The following is a 16,548-nucleotide window of genomic DNA, read 5'->3' as shown; positions in this document are numbered from 1 at the left end:
AGATATTGGATTTTATCAAATTGAATCACCCAAGAAGAATAAAGACTTCTTTTTAATAGATACATTCAATATATGACAGCTATTTATTCTTAAATATCACTTTTCACAAGATACACTAAAGATTATTTCAGTCAACTCCAGGACATCATCCGTAGAAGAAACATGCCAAAAAACATAAAATAAGAGACAACAAAATGAACAAACCCATCAGGAATAAAGCATATTTAACACTTTTTTCTGCTTAACCGAACCCCTATTTCATTTAAAATGAAAAAAAATTCGTTTAAAACGAGATGGATTTTTATTTAAACTAAATTCAATTGGACGAAAAAATCGGGAATCAGAAAGGTATATATTAAATAATGTATTAAAGACTTCTCTAAAACTGTTATTCCGGACAATATACACGTAAGCAATTTTGAGAATATAAAATCCATTTGACACAAATAAGCGATATTATATATCCATTCGTAAACACTAGCCCAAACATCATTCTTGATGTATGAAACAATACATAACAAACCACCGGCAATAAAAACCATCCAAATTTTCCACAAGTATAAAAGAAATTAGTGTATCTTCGTTGTTATATATAAAGAACTATTAAAATATACTCATATGAAAAGAATTAACAACTCAGTCCTGCGAAGCGCATTTGCTATGATTCTGGGGTTTGTATTGGTTTTATGGCCGGAAGCAGCTATTACCTACCTGGTAATTGCGATCGGTATCTGTTTTATTATACCGGGAATATTTTCTCTACTGAACTACTTCACAAGGGAAAAAGTGGAGGGTGAGCCCTCTCCCATGTTCCCCATCGACGGAGCCGGAAGTATTTTATTCGGGGCATGGCTCGTGGTCATGCCGGAATTTTTTGTCAATATATTAATGTATATTCTGGGAGCATTACTGGTCATTGCCGGAATTCAGCAAATAGCCATGCTGGTATCCGCCCGCAAATGGAGTATAGTACCGTTAGGCTTCTATATCATGCCGGCATTGATCTTATTGACAGGTATCATGATCATCGCCTATCCGTTCGGAGCTGCGGCTAACACATTCGTTATCTTTGGCGTAGCCAGTATCTTCTATGGAGTCATAGAATTAATCAACTGGTACAAATTCCGCCAAAGATAAAAGAGTAGATTAGGACTTGCGGTATTCCATCGGGGAAATACCCATGTGCTTTTTAAAGAATTTTCCAAATGTAGACTGATCGGAAAAATGCAGAATGTCTGCAACCTGTTGCACAGTTGCCTGCGGAGCCTTCAACAAGATCTTCGCCTCAACGATCAATGCATCGTCAATCCATTTATTAGCAGATTTTCCGGTCAGTTCCTTTAAGATCAAAGACAGATATTGCGGAGTGATAAAAAGCTTCTCTGCATAGAAAGTAACCACATGCTGCTCCTTACAATGTTCAAACAGCAATTGAAGGAACTGTTCGAAAAGTTCTTCTTTACGGGAAAGAGCCGGCATTAACAGACCATCTTTTTTTCCCATAAATATATTGGCAATCTCCAGAAGGAACCCGACAAAAGAATTCTGCATCACTTCTTTCTGAAAAAAATGAGTCCGGTTCTTTATTTTAGTCCTCAGCAACTCGATGTAATTGTCTACTAACTCCGTTTCCTCCGGTTCGAAAGTCGTACAGGGGTTTTTTCTCAATTGCATATAATTAGCCATTGAAGGGCTACGCTTCGCCGTATTACATTCATCAAGAAATTCACGGGAGATAACCAAAAGCTTCCCTTTAAAATCTTTACTGATCTTATTGAGTTGTATCGTATGCGTCGGCATAATAATAGTAAAGCTATTAGTTCCTATAGTATAAGGGACATAATCCAATGCTATTTCCGAAGAGCCTTCCAACACCAGGACCATCAACAGTGCATCCAATCGCATCGGCATAGTATGTTCATACACTTCCTGATCATCAACTCCCTGATTACCATCAATATCGGCTATCAGAAATATATCCTGGAAACTGTCGCGAATTATTATACCCCTATTTAACTCTGCGAACTTTATTAAAGGGAGATTTTCCATAATTTTATATTTTACTCATCATTATAGTCTGCACAAAGATAGGTATTGTTTACAATCCCGCAAGGAATTTGTTTCATTTTTCACCAATTCAGATGTTTTTTTTACCTATAAACCTTTATTTATCAAAAACATCTTTCGTTTCAAACCAATCCTGTAACAGAATAAACCTTTTGAGTTTTCTAAATTAGACAGAACTTTGTCACCGAGCATAATGGCTGATGATTCAAAAAAATAAATATGACAAAAGAACAAGTTATGACGACGGCATTGGATCTGTTCTCACAATACGGTATCAAGAGTGTGAGCATGGACGATATTGCCCGGAATATCGGTATTTCAAAACGTACGATCTATGAATTCTTCGAAGACAAGGAAACATTATTACAGGAAGCTATCAAATCCTATAATAATAGCATGCGAAGCACACTTGCCGAACTGGAAAAAGGTCCATACACGGCTCTCGATGTTTTCGTCCTGTTCTACGAAGATTTTATGAAACGCCCCCGTTGGTACAATAAAAAATATTATGATGATCTGAAACGTTATCCGAAAGCATTGGAACAGGTTGAGAAAGACAAAGCGGATTTCACTAAAAGATGTATCAAGTTACTTAATCGGGGAGCTAAAGAAGGTGTTTTCCAAAAAGATGTAAATATCGAAATATTAGCTTTGCTGGCAAAAGAACAATTGAAAATGATCCGCCCGTCGAAAACATTTCTGAACCATTCGGTGGCAGAAGTATTCCAGACGGTATTGTTTACCTTCCTCCGGGGTATATGCACAGAGAAAGGCCTGACGATTTTGGAGCGTTATGCTTTGAAACACTCGCAGGACATATTATTAAGTGAAGAGTAATAGGAATTTTATTCAAAATCAAATCTAGTTTAAATGAAACGAGTATTAATTACTAAGAAGATGATGTGGGTAGTCATGATGTTGCTGCCTTCTCTGGTCTTTTCTACGGTGAAAGCACAGGATGTCCTGAAGCTCGACCTGGAAAAAGCATTGGAGATAGCGTTAAGTGAAAACCCGACCGTAAAAGTCGCTGACAAAGAGATCGAAAAGAAAAAGTATGCACAGAAAGGTACATATGCCGCTCTGTTCCCTCAGATTAATTTTACAGCCGATTATACCCGCACATTGAAAAAGCAGGTGATGTATATGGATGGTTTCGATATGGGTGGCGGCAGTGACGAACCGACGCCTGGTATGGAAGGTATCGATATGAGCAAAGGTATTGAGGTTGGCCGTGATAACAACTGGACTACCGGCTTCAATCTATCGATGCCCCTTGTCAACGCTACATTATGGAAAAGCCTCAGTATATCCGCCCTCGACGTGGAACTGTCTATAGAGCAGGCACGGTCATCCAAAATATCGATGGTAAATCAGGTCAAGAAAAGCTTCTATGCCGTTTTACTGGCAAACGATTCTTATCGTGTTTTCAAGGAAAGCTATGACAACGCGATGGAAAACTATCTGGATATCAAAAAGAAATATGACCAGGGAACGGTAGCCGAATACGATCTGATCCGTGCAGACGTGACCGTAAAGAACAGTGAACCGAATATGCTCCAGGCAGAAAACTCGCTGACATTGGCTAAATGGCAATTAAAGGCACTCCTGGGAATGGATCTGGAAATGGCTATCGACTGCGAAGGAGAACTGGCTGATTTCGAATCGGTCCTGTTTGCGGACTATATGGCAACCGATACGACATTGGCTGGCAACACCGATTTGAAACAGATCGATCTGCAGATGCAACAGTTGAAAAAGACTTTGACCATGCAGAAGTTCGACTATCTGCCTACATTATCGCTCACAGGTATGTACCAGTGGAATGCCATGAACAATGATTTCAAGTTCAAGAACTACAACTGGACTCCTTACTCGATTGTCGGTGTATCGCTTACGGTCCCTATCTTTTCCGGAGGCAGCAAATATCATAAGATCAAGCAGACGCAGGTATCCATGCATCAGATGGATTTGCAGCGCGACGATACGAAACGCAACCTGCAGTTGGCTATCAAACAATATCTGGATAATATGAAAACCTGCGTGAAACAATTCGATGCCGCCCAGAAAGGTGTCGAACAGGCAAACAAAGGATATAAGATCGCCCAGAAACGCTATGACACAGGAGCCGGTACATTGCTTGAAATGAACGATGCGGAACTGGCACTGACACAAGCGAAGCTGAATCTGAACCAGTCCATCTACAATTATATGGTAGCTAAATCGGATATGGAAAAAGTCTTAGGTCAGGAACAAACGAATTAAGAAACAAGAATGAGAACAAAAATAAAAACAGTTTACAATATGAAAACACGTGAAATGCTGAAAGTTGTACCGCTCGTAACATTAGCCCTGCTGATGTCATGTACAGGTGAAAAGAAAGACTCTGAGGCAGATACCCATGATGAAAAAGTAAAAGTGAAGATTGAGCAGGTATCGGCTCAGGATGTAGACCAGCTGGCGGAATTTACTGCAACCGTAGAGGCAAATATAAAGAACAACATTGCGCCTCAGTCTCCGGTTCGTATTGAGAAGCTGTTCGCAGAAGTGGGTGACCATGTAAAAGAAGGCCAGGTACTTGTCAAGATGGACGAAACAAACCTGAAACAGGCCAAAATACAATTGGACAATCAGGAAATTGAATTTAAGCGCATCGACGAACTGTATAAAGTCGGCGGAGCCTCCAAATCGGCCTGGGATGCCCAGAAAACACAGTTGGACGTAAGCCGCGCAAGTTATAAGAACCTGCAGGATAACACTCAGTTGCTAAGTCCGATCAGCGGTATCATCACTGCCCGTAATTACGACAGCGGCGATATGTACAGCGGTGGCAATCCTATATATACAGTAGAACAGATCCGCCCGGTCAAACTGTTCGTAAATGTTTCCGAAAGTTATTTCACACAAGTGAAGAAAGGCAATGAGGTAGATATCAAGCTGGATGTATATGGCGACGAAGTATTCAAAGGCAAAGTAAGCCTGGTCTACCCGACCATCGACTCCTCCACCCGTACTTTCCCGGTAGAGATTAAGATTGCCAACGCCGACGAACGTGTACGTCCGGGAATGTTTGCCCGTACCACCATGAACTTCGGAGCACGCAACCACGTAGTTGCACCGGACCAGTCCATTGTAAAACAATCCGGATCGGGTGACCGCTACATCTATGTTTACAAAGATGGAAAAGTATCCTACCAGAAGGTAGAACTGGGACGCCGCATGGGAAACAAATATGAGATCGTATCCGGCGTAGAAAATGGCGACCAGGTGGTAATAACCGGTCAGAACCGTTTGACTAATGGAATGGAAGTAGAAATTGACAAGTAAGAAATAATACTATATGAGTTTATATGCAACAGCGGTAAAAAAGCCGGTAACCACCGCCCTCGTATTCGTGGCTGTGGTGATTATGGGACTTTTTTCCTTAACCCGATTATCAGTCGACTTGCTCCCGGAGATCGAGACCAACATGATCATGGTCATGACGGCCTACCCCGGAGCCAGCGCCACCGATATTGAAATGAACGTATCCAAACCATTGGAGAACGTATTGAACAGTGTGAGTGACCTGAAACACATCACCTCACAGTCCCGCGAAAACATCTCTATCGTTACACTGGAATTTGAATACGGTACCGATATCGATGTCGCGACCAACGACGTCCGGGATAAACTGGACATCGTAGAATCGTCTCTGCCGGATGACGTGGAAAACCCGATCATCTTTAAGTTCGGTACCGACGATATTCCAATCCTGTTGCTTTCGGTAACAGCAGAGGAAAGTACCAACGCCCTTTACAAAATCCTGGACGATAAAGTATCCAACCCACTGGCACGTATCAGCGGAGTAGGTGCCGTATCTATTTCCGGTGCTCCGATCCGTGAAGTACAGGTATATTGCGACCCTTACAAATTGGAAGCTTACGGGCTGACCATCGAGGGAATCTCCTCTATCATTGCACAGGAGAACCGCAATACACCGGGTGGTAGCATAGACATCGGTTCAAACACCTATACGCTCCGTGTACAAGGTGAATTTACCAATGCCAACCAAATGCTGGACCTGGTGGTAGGAAGCAATAACGGTAAGAATGTGTATCTGCGCGACGTTGCACAGGTAAAAGACTATATCGAAGAACGTGCCCAGGAAACCTTCAACAACGGAGGTAAGGGGGGTATGATCGTTATCCAGAAGCAGTCCGGAGCAAACTCTGTGAATATCGCTAAGAAAGTTCACGAAAAACTGCCGGAAATACAGGCCAGTTTGCCATCCGACGTACAACTGGGTGTGATCGTCGATACCTCGACCAACATTCTGAATACGATCGACAGTTTGCAGGAAACGATCATGATCACTTTCATTGTCGTTATGTTGGTGGTATTCATCTTCCTGGGACGCTGGAGAGCGACATTTATCATTATCCTGACGATCCCGATCTCACTGATCGCCGCATTCGCCTATTTGCTGGCATCCGGCAATACACTGAACATTATCTCGTTAAGTTCATTGTCTATTGCAATCGGTATGGTGGTGGATGACGCCATTGTGGTATTGGAGAATGTCACGACGCATATTGAAAGAGGTAGTAAACCGAAGCAGGCAGCCGTACACGCAACCAACGAGGTGGCTATATCCGTAATTGCTTCTACATTGACTATGTTGGCAGTATTCCTGCCATTGACAATGGTGACCGGTATGGCCGGTATCCTTTTCAAACAGTTAGGCTGGATCGTTAGTATCATCATGATCGTATCGACAGTCGGAGCTTTGACTTTGACACCGATGCTTTGTTCTCAGTTGTTACGTCTCGATCCGAAGAAAGGACGTCTGTACGTTTTGTTCTTCACTCCTATTGAAAAGGCACTGAATGCACTGGACGTTGCTTATGCACGTTTCCTGGACTGGGCAGTACGTCATCGTAAAACAGTTATTGCCGGAGCCTTCCTGATCTTTGCAGGCAGCATGATGATGATCCCTATGATTAAGACTGAGTTCTTCCCGACCCAGGATAATGCCCGTATCGGTATCACGATCGAAATGCCCATCGGTACCCGCCAGGAGATCACACGCGATCTGGCTTTGCGTATCGACAAACAGTTCCGTGAGAAATACCCGGAAATTCTGGTACTGAACTTCACCGAAGGACAGGCTGATACGGATAACACATTTGCCCAGTTGAGCGACAACGGTTCGCACATCATAGAAATGAATGTCAACCTGAGCAGTGTCGGCGACCGTGAAAGAGGTTTGATCGAGATTTGTGATATGATGCGTCAGGACCTGGCTGAATACTCCGAGATCAAAGAGTACAAGGTTTTGGCTGGCGGTCAGTCCGGTTCTATGGGTGGTGAGAATGCAGTAGATATAGAAATCTACGGTTTCGACTTTGCCAAGACCGATGCTGTTGCTGCAGATCTGTCAAGACGCCTGGAAGGATTAAAGGGATGTTCACAGGTTAACATCAGCCGTAAAGATTATATTCCGGAATACCAGGTAGACTTCGACCGCGAAAAACTGGCAATGAACGGCCTGAACGTTACGACAGCCTCTTTATACCTGCGTAACCGTATCAACGGTTCCACCGCTTCCAAGTATCGTGAAGACGGTGACGAGTATGATATCAAAGTACGTTATGCTCCCGAATTCCGCCAGTCTATCGAAGATATCGAAAATATTATGATCTATAACAATGCCGGACAAGGGGTTCGTATCCGCGATGTAGGTAAAGTTGTAGAACGTATGACACCGCCGACTATCGAGCGTAAAAACCGTGAACGTCTTATCACTGTATCTGCCGTTGTCGGTCAGGGTGCTGCATTAAGCGACCTGGTGTCTGCCGTTCAATCCGAGCTGAAGAAGATGGATATCCCGTCTGATGTAAGCTGGCAGCTGGGAGGTACATTTGAAGACCAGCAGGATACATTTACCGACCTGGGTATATTGATGGTATTGATCATCATCCTGGTATTTATTGTGATGGCAGCCCAGTTCGAGTCGTTGACCGACCCGTTCGTGATCATGTTTTCCATCCCGTTTGCTTTTACCGGTGTAATTCTGGGATTGGCAATCACACAGACGCCACTCGGGGTGATGGCTTTGATCGGTGTAATCATGTTGATGGGTATCGTTGTAAAGAACGGTATCGTGCTGATCGACTACACGATCCTGTGCCGCGAACGCGGAATGAGTATTCTTACTGCTGCAGTTGCTGCCGGTAAATCCCGTCTCCGTCCGGTATTGATGACCACCCTGACTACCGTACTCGGTATGATCCCGATGGCTATCGGTACAGGTGAAGGTGCTGAAATGTGGCGCTCGATGGGTATGACGGTTGCATGGGGACTTTCAGTATCCACTTTAATCACACTGGTTATCGTACCGACGGTATATTGCGTATTTGCCGGAAACGGTGTAAAACGCCGCCGCCGTAAGATCGCAAGGTTGAATCATCTGGAACAATTATAAACGAGAAAAGAAAGATAAGTCAAAAAGCTATTACTGACCGCAGACAATGCAGAGTCTGCGGTCAGTAATACAAACTTTTTGACACAGTCTCTAATTAACAAAAATAGAACGAACATGAAAGCTATATTCATATCATTCAATCAGGCTTACTACGAAATGATCCTCAGCATTATGGATCGCAGCAACATTCGCGGATTTACTTTCTGGGAAACAGTGCAGGGACGCGGCAGCCAAAAAGGCGAACCTCATTACGGTAGCCATGCCTGGCCAACCCTCAACTCAGCCATACTGGCAATGGTAGACGACGAAAAAGTCGATCCTTTCCTCGATCTGCTCCACAAAATGGATATGCAGACAGAAGCTCAGGGACTACGTGCATTCGTATGGAACATTGAAAAATCAATTTGACGGTTATGGAAGCACCTTCTACAACCACATTCAAATTGAGCAGGCATAAAAAGAGAGGGTTGTTCCTGACAACGGTCCTCTCTGCCCTGATCGGTGCCGGAGCTTTGTATGCTGCTCATGACCTCAAATATGGGGAAGGACGTTTTGTCTTTATCTTCATCGGTGTCTTTGCTTTACTCACGACATTTTTCTGCTTAATCAGCTATTCATTCCTGACTCGCGAAAGTTTCAAGGCGATCTATATCTCCGACGAGGGAATCAATGATATATCGACAGGCAACCGGATAGGCACAATTTTGTGGAAAGATGTTGACAATATCAAAATAATGGACGACCTTAGCAATCTGAAACGTAAATATATCGTGCTGAAGGTAAAAAATCCGAACGAATATATTGACCGGGAGCCCACACGTAGCAAGAAGCGTTCCCTGGAACTGAAGCTTCAATACTACGGATCGCCTATTTGTATTTCCGACCGTGCGTTGGATTGTACATTTAAGGAACTCGAAAAGGCTGTATTCGAGAAATACAACCACTATAAAACGTTACATAAAGAAGCATAATCTTATTACTCGATTTGAAATGACCCTTGATGAGTTTAATATATTGCTGATTATAATGGCGGTCATTGCCGCCATTGTTTTTGTTACCCTTTACTTCGTAGAAGCCGGATACGGTATGTTATTCGACAAAAAATGGGGTATCCCTATTCCAAACAAAATAGCCTGGATCTGTATGGAAGCACCTGTTTTCGGGGTGATGCTCTTCCTCTGGAGCCAGTCCGAACGGCAACTTGAAACCGTTCCTCTACTCTTCTTCCTCTTCTTCGAACTGCATTATTTGCAACGGGCATTCATATTCCCCTTACTGATCAAAGGCAAGAGCAAAATGCCTGTGGGTATTATGACAATGGGGATTGTCTTCAACCTGCTGAACGGTTATATACAAGGTATGTGGATATTCTACCTCGCCCCGGAAAATATGTATTCAACCCAGTGGCTGACCACTCCGCAATTCATTATCGGAACGCTGATGTTCTTTAGCGGCATGTGGATCAACTGGCGGTCAGACTATATCGTCCGCCACCTCCGCAAACCGGGCGACACCAATCATTATCTACCTAAAGGAGGTATGTTCAACTACGTAACCTCGGCCAACTATTTCGGCGAACTGGTGGAATGGTGCGGCTTTGCCATCCTGACCTGGAGTGCCAGCGGAGCCTTGTTCGCCTGGTGGACATTCGCCAACCTGGTACCACGTGCCAATACGATCTGGCACAAGTACAAAACCATGTTCGGTAAAGAGGTCGGAAACCGGAAACGAATCATTCCATTTATTTACTGATTATATAAAATACAACTATAAATAACTGGTTATTAATATGAATAAAGAATCTATGCTATTCACCCCGGCCTCTATCGGTCCGCTCACACTCAGGAATCGTACGATCAGGGCGGCCGCTTTCGAAAGTATGTGCCCGGGGAACGCTCCGTCGGAAATGCTATATAACTACCATACCTCTGTGGCAGCCGGCGGAATCGGCATGACTACTTTAGCCTATGCCGCCGTAACGCAAAGCGGACTTTCATTCGAACGTCAGTTGTGGTTACGCCCTGAAATCATACCCGGTCTGAAGAAGATCACAGATGCCATCCATGCCGAAGGTGCTGCCGCTTCCATACAAATCGGACATTGCGGGAACATGTCTCACAAAAATATCTGCGGATGTACTCCTATCTCTGCTTCCACCGGATTCAATTTATATTCGCCGACTTTCGTCCGGGGAATGCGGCAGTCTGAAATAGCCGCCATGGCGAAAGCCTTCGGCCAGGCAGTCCACCTCGCCCGCGAAGCCGGAATGGATGCCGTCGAAATACATGCCGGACACGGCTATCTGATCAGCCAGTTCCTCTCTCCTTATACCAACCGCCGGAAAGATGAATATGGAGGAAGCCTGGAAAACCGGATGCGTTTCATGAAGATGTGTATGGAAGAGGTAATGAAAGCTGCCGGTTCGGATATGGCAGTCCTGGTAAAAATGAATATGCGCGACGGTTTTAAAGGCGGTATGGAACTCGACGAGACGTTGGAAGTCGCCCGTACCCTGCAAAACCAATGCGGCGTACATGCCCTGATACTGAGCGGGGGATTTGTAAGCCGTGCTCCGATGTATGTTATGCGTGGTGCAATGCCTATCCGCACAATGACTCATTACATGCCGAACGGATGGTTACCAATCGGTGTACGAATGGCAGGGCACCTGATGATTCCTACCGAACCGTTCAAGGAAGCATATTTTCTTGAAGACGCGCTGAAATTCCGGGCAGCCCTGAAAATGCCTCTCGTATATGTCGGCGGCCTTATCTCCCGTGAAAAGATAGAGGAAGTACTCGGCCACGGATTCGAGTTTGTCAGCATGGCACGTGCACTGCTCAACGACCCGGCTTTCGTCAACCATATGAAAGAAGACGAACAGGCCCGTTGCGACTGCGGTCACAGCAACTATTGCATTGCCCGTATGTATTCGTTGGAAATGGCTTGCCATAAACATATGCAGAATCTACCTAAAAGTATTGTCAAAGAAATAGAAAAACTGGAGTATAAATAATAATGGAAAAAGGAATAGCCATTATAACCGGTGCCGACGGGGGCATGGGACAAGAGATCACCCTGGCACTGGCCAAAGACGGTTTTCAGATCATCATGGCGTGTAAAGAACCGGAGAAAGCATATCCGGTCTGCGAACGTATAAAAAAAGAAAGCGGGAATGAGCAAATAGAGGTCCGCGGGATAGACCTCTCCTCTTTATCATCCGTCCATGCTTTCGCACAAAAGATACTGGCGGAAGGACGCCCGGTCAGCCGGTTAATGAACAATGCCGGAGTTCTGACCACCCATATCCGTCCTACGGTAGACGGATTGGAAACGATTGTCAGCGTTAATTATGTCGGTCCGTATCTGCTCACCCGGTTGCTGCTTCCCCTGATGCATAAGGAAACCCGTATCGTCAATACGGTATCCTGCACGTATGCCATCGGTAAAATAGAATCCGACTTCTTCACCAAAGGGAAGAACGGACGTTTCAACCGGATATCGGTGTACGGAAATACCAAACTGGCCTTATTGCTCTTTACACGCGAATTGGCGGAAAGGGTAAAAGAAAGAGGAATTACCGTCAACGCCTCCGACCCTGGTATCGTCAGTACGAATATGATCACGATGAATGCCTGGTTCGACCCGCTGACAGATATCCTGTTCCGTCCTTTCATCAAAACACCGCTGCAAGGAGCGGCAACAGCCATACATCTCGCCCTGTCGGAAGATGTGAACGGTAAAAGTGGTGCATGCTACGCCAACTGCAAAGAGAAAAAGCTGTCGGAACGTATCCGGAACCATCCGGCACAAGTCAAGCTCTGGGACGATACGGAGGCATTGCTTCGTTCCCGTAATCTACTGGATTAAAAAAATATACACGGGACAGTTGGAACGTATTAATAAAAAACATACCTTTGCACCGCTTTTAACCCCCGTACGTGTGATGGGAAAATTAGGAAGCATAAATACTAATTTTGAGTAACACAAAAAATTAAAGAAATGAAGACATTCCAATTAGAAGGAAAAGGAAGAGAAGTAGCTGCTACTTCTGCTGATCAGAAAAGAGCTTTGAAAGCTATGCGTAAAAATCAGGAAATCCCTGCTGTATTATACGGTGGCGAAAAAGTAACTCACTTTACAGTAACTGTCGACAGTGTACGTAAACTGGTTTATACTCCGGAAATCTTCGCTGTTGAACTGAACATCGACGGAACAAAGACTATGGCTATCGTTAAAGATATCCAGTTCCAGGCAGTAACCGATGCTATCATGCACATCGACTTCATGGAAGTTTCTGACAGCAAACCGGTAACAATGGAAGTTCCTGTTGTTCTGGAAGGTCACGCCGAAGGTGTTAAAGCCGGTGGTAAGCTGACATTGCGTATGAGAAAGCTGAAAGTTAAAGCTATCTATACTCAGATCCCTGAAAAACTGACTATCAACGTTGATCACCTGGGCTTAGGTAAGTCTATGCAGGTTGGTGCTTTACACTTCGAAGGTCTGGAACTGACAAATGCAAAGAACGCTGTTGTTTGCGCCGTTCAGTTGACTCGTGCCGCTCGTGGTGCTCAGGCTACTGCTGGTAAGTAATCTGAAAAAGATAATACCAAATAACGTGAGGGAGGAATATTCAGGAGAATGTTCTTCCCTTTCTTATATTATATAAATAATGCAAGAATCATGAAATATCTAATAACCGGACTTGGTAATATAGGCTCTGAATACTGGGGCACACGGCATAACATCGGTTTCCGTGTCGTGAATGCTTTGGCTGAAGAAGCCGGAGTGCCTTTCACGGAAGAGCGTTACGGGGCAGTTGCCCGGATGCGGGTGAAGAACTGCGAGTTGATCCTGCTCAAACCGAATACATTTATGAACCTGAGCGGAAATGCCGTCCGTTACTGGTTACAAAAAGAGAATATTCCAGTGGAGAATCTATTGGTGGTAGTAGATGACCTGGCTCTTCCCTTCGGCACTTTACGTCTGAAACCCAAAGGCAGTGATGCAGGACACAACGGATTGAAAAACATACAACAACTCCTGGGAACACAGGAGTATAACCGTCTGCGTTTCGGGATAGGCAGTGACTTTCCTCGCGGCGGACAAATAGATTATGTATTAGGCAAGTTCCCTTCTGAAGAACTGGAACTGATGCCGGAAAAATTGAAACGGGCCATCGAGATCGTCAAGAGCTTCTGCCTGGCAGGGGTACAGATTACGATGAACCAATACAATAATAAATAGTTATGAACGAAGTAAGAATAGATAAATGGATGTGGGCTACCCGCATCTTCAAAACTCGGACGATCGCAGCAGAAGCTTGCAAGAAAAGCCGGGTCATGATAAACGGTGTCACCGTAAAACCATCCCGTATGATCAAGGTGGGAGAAGTAATTCAGGTACGTAAACCGCCTGTGACTTTTTCCTTCAAAGTATTGGCATTGACAGAACGCAGAATGGGTGCTAAACTGGTGCCGGAATATCTGGAAAATGTCACGACTCCGGATCAATACGAAATACTGGAGATGAATAAGATATCCGGTTTCGTAGATCGCGCCCGTGGCTTAGGCCGTCCGACCAAGAAAGATCGCCGTGAAATGGAGCAATTCACTGATCCGGGATTGATGGATGATGGTTTCGACTTTGATTTCGATTTTGATTCGAATGATGAATAATAAAAATAAAGGACAAAGTTCAATTATTGTCAGATGTGAACGTAGGGGCGGGGTCTGCCCGCCCATCTTCACCGGTTGTTATATTATCGTCGCAAAGGGCGGGCAAACCCCGCCCCTACAGAACCTGTTATTTGGGTTCAATTATTTCTATAACTGTTTCTCTTCTGTCAACAATTTCCCCTCATCATTCCATGTCCGCCAAACCCCACTCTTCTTTCCGCGGGTGTAGAACATTTCAAAACGCATGACACCTTTGTCATTCCAGATACGCCAGGGACCATCTTTCTCACCATCTTTATAAGAAGCCAGACCGATCAGTTGCCCTGCCTCATTATAGGTTCGCCACTCCCCGTGAAAAACGCCATGATAATACGAGCGGACCTCCGCAATCTTCCCATCGGGGTAATAGATTACATACGTACCCTCCGGACGCCCATCTTTCAGATACAACTCCATCTTCAGCATACCATCGTCATAAAACTCCGTATAACGACCCGTATAAGGTGTAGTCTGTGTCTCGTCCGTATAATACTGACCTTCATTAAGTACCAGGTCCTGTGCCTGGATAGCAAAGGTACTTCCGGCAACCAATGTAGATGTTAATAGCAATTTTTTTATCATTTGTATATGTTTTTACTGTTCCCACCCTCCTGCAAGAAAGGTAAAAGGGCACAGGAAAATGTAACATATCCCGGCCCCTGAACCATTATTCAAAAATTCGAGTAAGAAACAATCTGATTAATAAGCTGTATTCTGTGGATCCCAGTTTACCCATCCGGCTGTCCAGTCGTTAGTTCCGTCGAATGCGCCTTTGTAAGTAACCTTATCGAAGAAGGTGTCAGACAAAACAGAATCAGAGAAATCCGCACCACCGATCTTGTCGACTACCACTGAAGAATAATCAGCGTTTGTTGCAATCAGGTCGTTGCTGGAAGCATATACCTGATTTTTCAAATTCTCTGTTTCAAAATAGCTCTTGCTGTCATCATCCTTGAAGTTTTCCCACATACCGGCAAAGATCACATTCTTTACTGTTGTACCGGCATTTGCATTCTGCAGGTACAGACCATAAGGCCAACCAGTGAAGACAGAGTTGTAAACATTCAAAGAAGAGTTACGGCGAATATGCATAACAGCCTGGAACTGTCCACCCTTCGCACCATTAGCTGCATCATCCGTTGTATAAAGGATTTCACTTTCCGCTTTACCGGCTGACTCGCCATAGAACGGACCGATCAGCGTTACGTTAGAGAAAATAGGCTTCGTAATAGGCTCGTCTCCGGAGCCATTCGCATCGTTGTCCGACTCAAAACCGTTGGACTTGGAGGTATCGGCAACCTTCGGATCACGAACACCCAGCAAGAACTGCAATTTTCCGGTATAACCGTAATCCGTATCGAATTCATCATCCCAACCTTTATAAGCAATCAGGTGTTTTGCATTCACCGTTCCGCCAAACCATTCGAAAGAATCGTCACCACAATAAGATACCTGGATATATTCCAGTGTCGTTCCGTTACCGACTCCACCACAAGTCAAGCCATTGATCTCTTTATTCGGTTCCAACGGATAACCGGCAAACTCGATACGTACATACTTCACTATACCGGAATTATCTTCAGGCTTGTTTCCACCATAATGAGTACGCGGACCACCTTCTATCTGCGGATCATTTGCATTAACCGGAGCATTACCACATAAGATCAAACCACCCCAGTCGCCATAAGCACGTGAACCGGCAGGCTGGTTCGAAGTAAAGACGATCGGTTTATCAACCGTACCTTCGGCAATGATCTTGCCCCCCGGTTCAACGATCAGAGAACCTTTTGTGGCTTTTTCCCCTTTGATCACCGTACCCGGTTCGATAGTCAATGTTACACCGGAAGGCACATAGACATATCCTTTCAACAAATTATTATCCACAGCACGTAGAGTCATATCGGAAGGAATATCTCCTTCCAGCGTTACGTCTTGGCTTTCCGGAGCATCGGCATCAACCGTTACAACACAAGTCGCCGTTTTACCACCGTCGTCAGTCTTAACAGTGATAGTAGCCGTACCTTCTGCTACAGCCGTAACCGTTCCATCGCTAACGGTAGCTACCTTATCATCGGAAGAAGTCCAGGTCACACTTGTCGTAGTAGCATCCGAGGGAGTAATGGTAGGAACCAATTTAGTTGTCGATCCCGGTTTCAACGACAAGGTCGTTTTATCCAATGCAACCGCAGTAACACTGATTGTCGCCGAGTCGTCATCGTCGCTACAAGCTACGTTTCCAAACATTGTGGCTATGCATACTAAGGCAGCCACACCTTTCAATAAAAACTTGTTCATAATAAT

At 44.5% G+C, this 16,548-nt stretch carries 16 protein-coding genes; 13 read left to right on the top strand and 3 right to left on the bottom strand.

What is annotated here, in order from left to right; translation table 11 throughout:
* Positions 1–618: 618 nt before the first annotated feature.
* Positions 619–1,137 (top strand): HdeD family acid-resistance protein, encoded by a 519-nt coding sequence (locus DWX23_RS07885; RefSeq protein WP_122352973.1) that lies wholly within the window; start codon positions 619–621, stop codon positions 1,135–1,137.
* A gap of 9 nt (positions 1,138–1,146) precedes the next feature.
* Here DWX23_RS07885 and DWX23_RS07880 read toward each other — a convergent pair whose 3' ends face one another.
* On the bottom strand, positions 1,147–2,049 hold the full coding sequence (locus DWX23_RS07880) for an AraC family transcriptional regulator (RefSeq protein ID WP_122352972.1): 903 nt from the start codon (positions 2,047–2,049) through the stop codon (positions 1,147–1,149).
* Between the two features lie 237 nt (positions 2,050–2,286).
* Between DWX23_RS07880 and DWX23_RS07875 the strand changes: the two genes are divergently transcribed.
* The 12 genes from DWX23_RS07875 (at position 2,287) to DWX23_RS07820 (ending at position 14,208) form a co-directional block, all read left to right on the top strand.
* Positions 2,287–2,904, top strand: a complete 618-nt coding sequence (locus DWX23_RS07875; RefSeq protein WP_122352971.1) for a TetR/AcrR family transcriptional regulator — start codon at positions 2,287–2,289, stop codon at positions 2,902–2,904.
* Between the two features lie 33 nt (positions 2,905–2,937).
* Positions 2,938–4,329, top strand: a complete 1,392-nt coding sequence (locus DWX23_RS07870) for a TolC family protein (protein ID WP_122352970.1) — start codon at positions 2,938–2,940, stop codon at positions 4,327–4,329.
* Positions 4,330–4,368: 39 nt separating this feature from the next.
* Positions 4,369–5,391 (top strand): efflux RND transporter periplasmic adaptor subunit, encoded by a 1,023-nt coding sequence (locus DWX23_RS07865; protein WP_122374173.1) that lies wholly within the window; start codon positions 4,369–4,371, stop codon positions 5,389–5,391.
* Between the two features lie 13 nt (positions 5,392–5,404).
* Complete coding sequence (locus tag DWX23_RS07860) at positions 5,405–8,530, top strand: efflux RND transporter permease subunit (protein WP_122360594.1); 3,126 nt, start codon at positions 5,405–5,407, stop codon at positions 8,528–8,530.
* Between the two features lie 114 nt (positions 8,531–8,644).
* The gene (locus tag DWX23_RS07855) at positions 8,645–8,938 is read left to right on the top strand and encodes a PG0541 family transporter-associated protein (protein WP_122360595.1); all 294 of its coding nucleotides are present in this window, start codon (positions 8,645–8,647) and stop codon (positions 8,936–8,938) included.
* 5 nt (positions 8,939–8,943) lie between these two features.
* Entirely contained in the window at positions 8,944–9,501 is a 558-nt protein-coding gene (locus DWX23_RS07850; RefSeq protein WP_122374071.1) for an STM3941 family protein, read from the top strand.
* A 19-nt stretch (positions 9,502–9,520) separates the two neighbouring features.
* Positions 9,521–10,282 (top strand): DUF1295 domain-containing protein, encoded by a 762-nt coding sequence (locus tag DWX23_RS07845; RefSeq protein ID WP_183670794.1) that lies wholly within the window; start codon positions 9,521–9,523, stop codon positions 10,280–10,282.
* Positions 10,283–10,319: 37 nt separating this feature from the next.
* Complete coding sequence (locus DWX23_RS07840) at positions 10,320–11,546, top strand: NADH:flavin oxidoreductase (protein ID WP_122374070.1); 1,227 nt, start codon at positions 10,320–10,322, stop codon at positions 11,544–11,546.
* Between the two features lie 2 nt (positions 11,547–11,548).
* On the top strand, positions 11,549–12,400 hold the full coding sequence (locus tag DWX23_RS07835; RefSeq protein WP_122374069.1) for an SDR family oxidoreductase: 852 nt from the start codon (positions 11,549–11,551) through the stop codon (positions 12,398–12,400).
* Between the two features lie 132 nt (positions 12,401–12,532).
* Complete coding sequence (locus tag DWX23_RS07830; protein ID WP_122374068.1) at positions 12,533–13,123, top strand: 50S ribosomal protein L25/general stress protein Ctc; 591 nt, start codon at positions 12,533–12,535, stop codon at positions 13,121–13,123.
* A gap of 90 nt (positions 13,124–13,213) precedes the next feature.
* A complete protein-coding gene (gene pth / locus DWX23_RS07825) occupies positions 13,214–13,777 on the top strand; it encodes an aminoacyl-tRNA hydrolase (RefSeq protein ID WP_122353103.1) in 564 nt (187 codons plus the stop codon).
* A 2-nt stretch (positions 13,778–13,779) separates the two neighbouring features.
* A complete protein-coding gene (locus tag DWX23_RS07820) occupies positions 13,780–14,208 on the top strand; it encodes an RNA-binding S4 domain-containing protein (protein WP_122374067.1) in 429 nt (142 codons plus the stop codon).
* A 147-nt stretch (positions 14,209–14,355) separates the two neighbouring features.
* Here the strand turns inward: DWX23_RS07820 and DWX23_RS07815 are convergent, their stop codons facing one another.
* Positions 14,356–14,829 (bottom strand): toxin-antitoxin system YwqK family antitoxin, encoded by a 474-nt coding sequence (locus tag DWX23_RS07815; protein ID WP_122374066.1) that lies wholly within the window; start codon positions 14,827–14,829, stop codon positions 14,356–14,358.
* Positions 14,830–14,946: 117 nt separating this feature from the next.
* Complete coding sequence (locus tag DWX23_RS07810; RefSeq protein ID WP_122374065.1) at positions 14,947–16,542, bottom strand: Ig-like domain-containing protein; 1,596 nt, start codon at positions 16,540–16,542, stop codon at positions 14,947–14,949.
* Positions 16,543–16,548 lie beyond the last annotated feature (6 nt).

Origin of the sequence: Parabacteroides sp. AF18-52, assembly GCF_003479145.1 — a bacterium.
GTDB lineage: Bacteria > Bacteroidota > Bacteroidia > Bacteroidales > Tannerellaceae > Parabacteroides > Parabacteroides faecis.
Note: the sequence above shows the minus strand (reverse complement) of the source record. Positions and strands in the feature narration are given on the sequence as shown.

What these genes read in the sequence shown, in the direction of transcription:
- pth (WP_122353103.1), top strand. Translation starts at nt 13,214, where the DNA reads ATGAAATATCTAATAACCGGACTTGGTAATATAGGCTCTGAATACTGG.
- DWX23_RS07885 (WP_122352973.1), top strand. Translation starts at nt 619, where the DNA reads ATGAAAAGAATTAACAACTCAGTCCTGCGAAGCGCATTTGCTATGATT.
- DWX23_RS07880 (WP_122352972.1), bottom strand. Translation starts at nt 2,049, where the DNA reads ATGGAAAATCTCCCTTTAATAAAGTTCGCAGAGTTAAATAGGGGTATA.
- DWX23_RS07855 (WP_122360595.1), top strand. Translation starts at nt 8,645, where the DNA reads ATGAAAGCTATATTCATATCATTCAATCAGGCTTACTACGAAATGATC.
- DWX23_RS07850 (WP_122374071.1), top strand. Translation starts at nt 8,944, where the DNA reads ATGGAAGCACCTTCTACAACCACATTCAAATTGAGCAGGCATAAAAAG.
- DWX23_RS07865 (WP_122374173.1), top strand. Translation starts at nt 4,369, where the DNA reads ATGAAAACACGTGAAATGCTGAAAGTTGTACCGCTCGTAACATTAGCC.
- DWX23_RS07860 (WP_122360594.1), top strand. Translation starts at nt 5,405, where the DNA reads ATGAGTTTATATGCAACAGCGGTAAAAAAGCCGGTAACCACCGCCCTC.
- DWX23_RS07820 (WP_122374067.1), top strand. Translation starts at nt 13,780, where the DNA reads ATGAACGAAGTAAGAATAGATAAATGGATGTGGGCTACCCGCATCTTC.
- DWX23_RS07845 (WP_183670794.1), top strand. Translation starts at nt 9,521, where the DNA reads ATGACCCTTGATGAGTTTAATATATTGCTGATTATAATGGCGGTCATT.
- DWX23_RS07830 (WP_122374068.1), top strand. Translation starts at nt 12,533, where the DNA reads ATGAAGACATTCCAATTAGAAGGAAAAGGAAGAGAAGTAGCTGCTACT.
- DWX23_RS07870 (WP_122352970.1), top strand. Translation starts at nt 2,938, where the DNA reads ATGAAACGAGTATTAATTACTAAGAAGATGATGTGGGTAGTCATGATG.
- DWX23_RS07840 (WP_122374070.1), top strand. Translation starts at nt 10,320, where the DNA reads ATGAATAAAGAATCTATGCTATTCACCCCGGCCTCTATCGGTCCGCTC.
- DWX23_RS07835 (WP_122374069.1), top strand. Translation starts at nt 11,549, where the DNA reads ATGGAAAAAGGAATAGCCATTATAACCGGTGCCGACGGGGGCATGGGA.
- DWX23_RS07810 (WP_122374065.1), bottom strand. Translation starts at nt 16,542, where the DNA reads ATGAACAAGTTTTTATTGAAAGGTGTGGCTGCCTTAGTATGCATAGCC.
- DWX23_RS07815 (WP_122374066.1), bottom strand. Translation starts at nt 14,829, where the DNA reads ATGATAAAAAAATTGCTATTAACATCTACATTGGTTGCCGGAAGTACC.
- DWX23_RS07875 (WP_122352971.1), top strand. Translation starts at nt 2,287, where the DNA reads ATGACAAAAGAACAAGTTATGACGACGGCATTGGATCTGTTCTCACAA.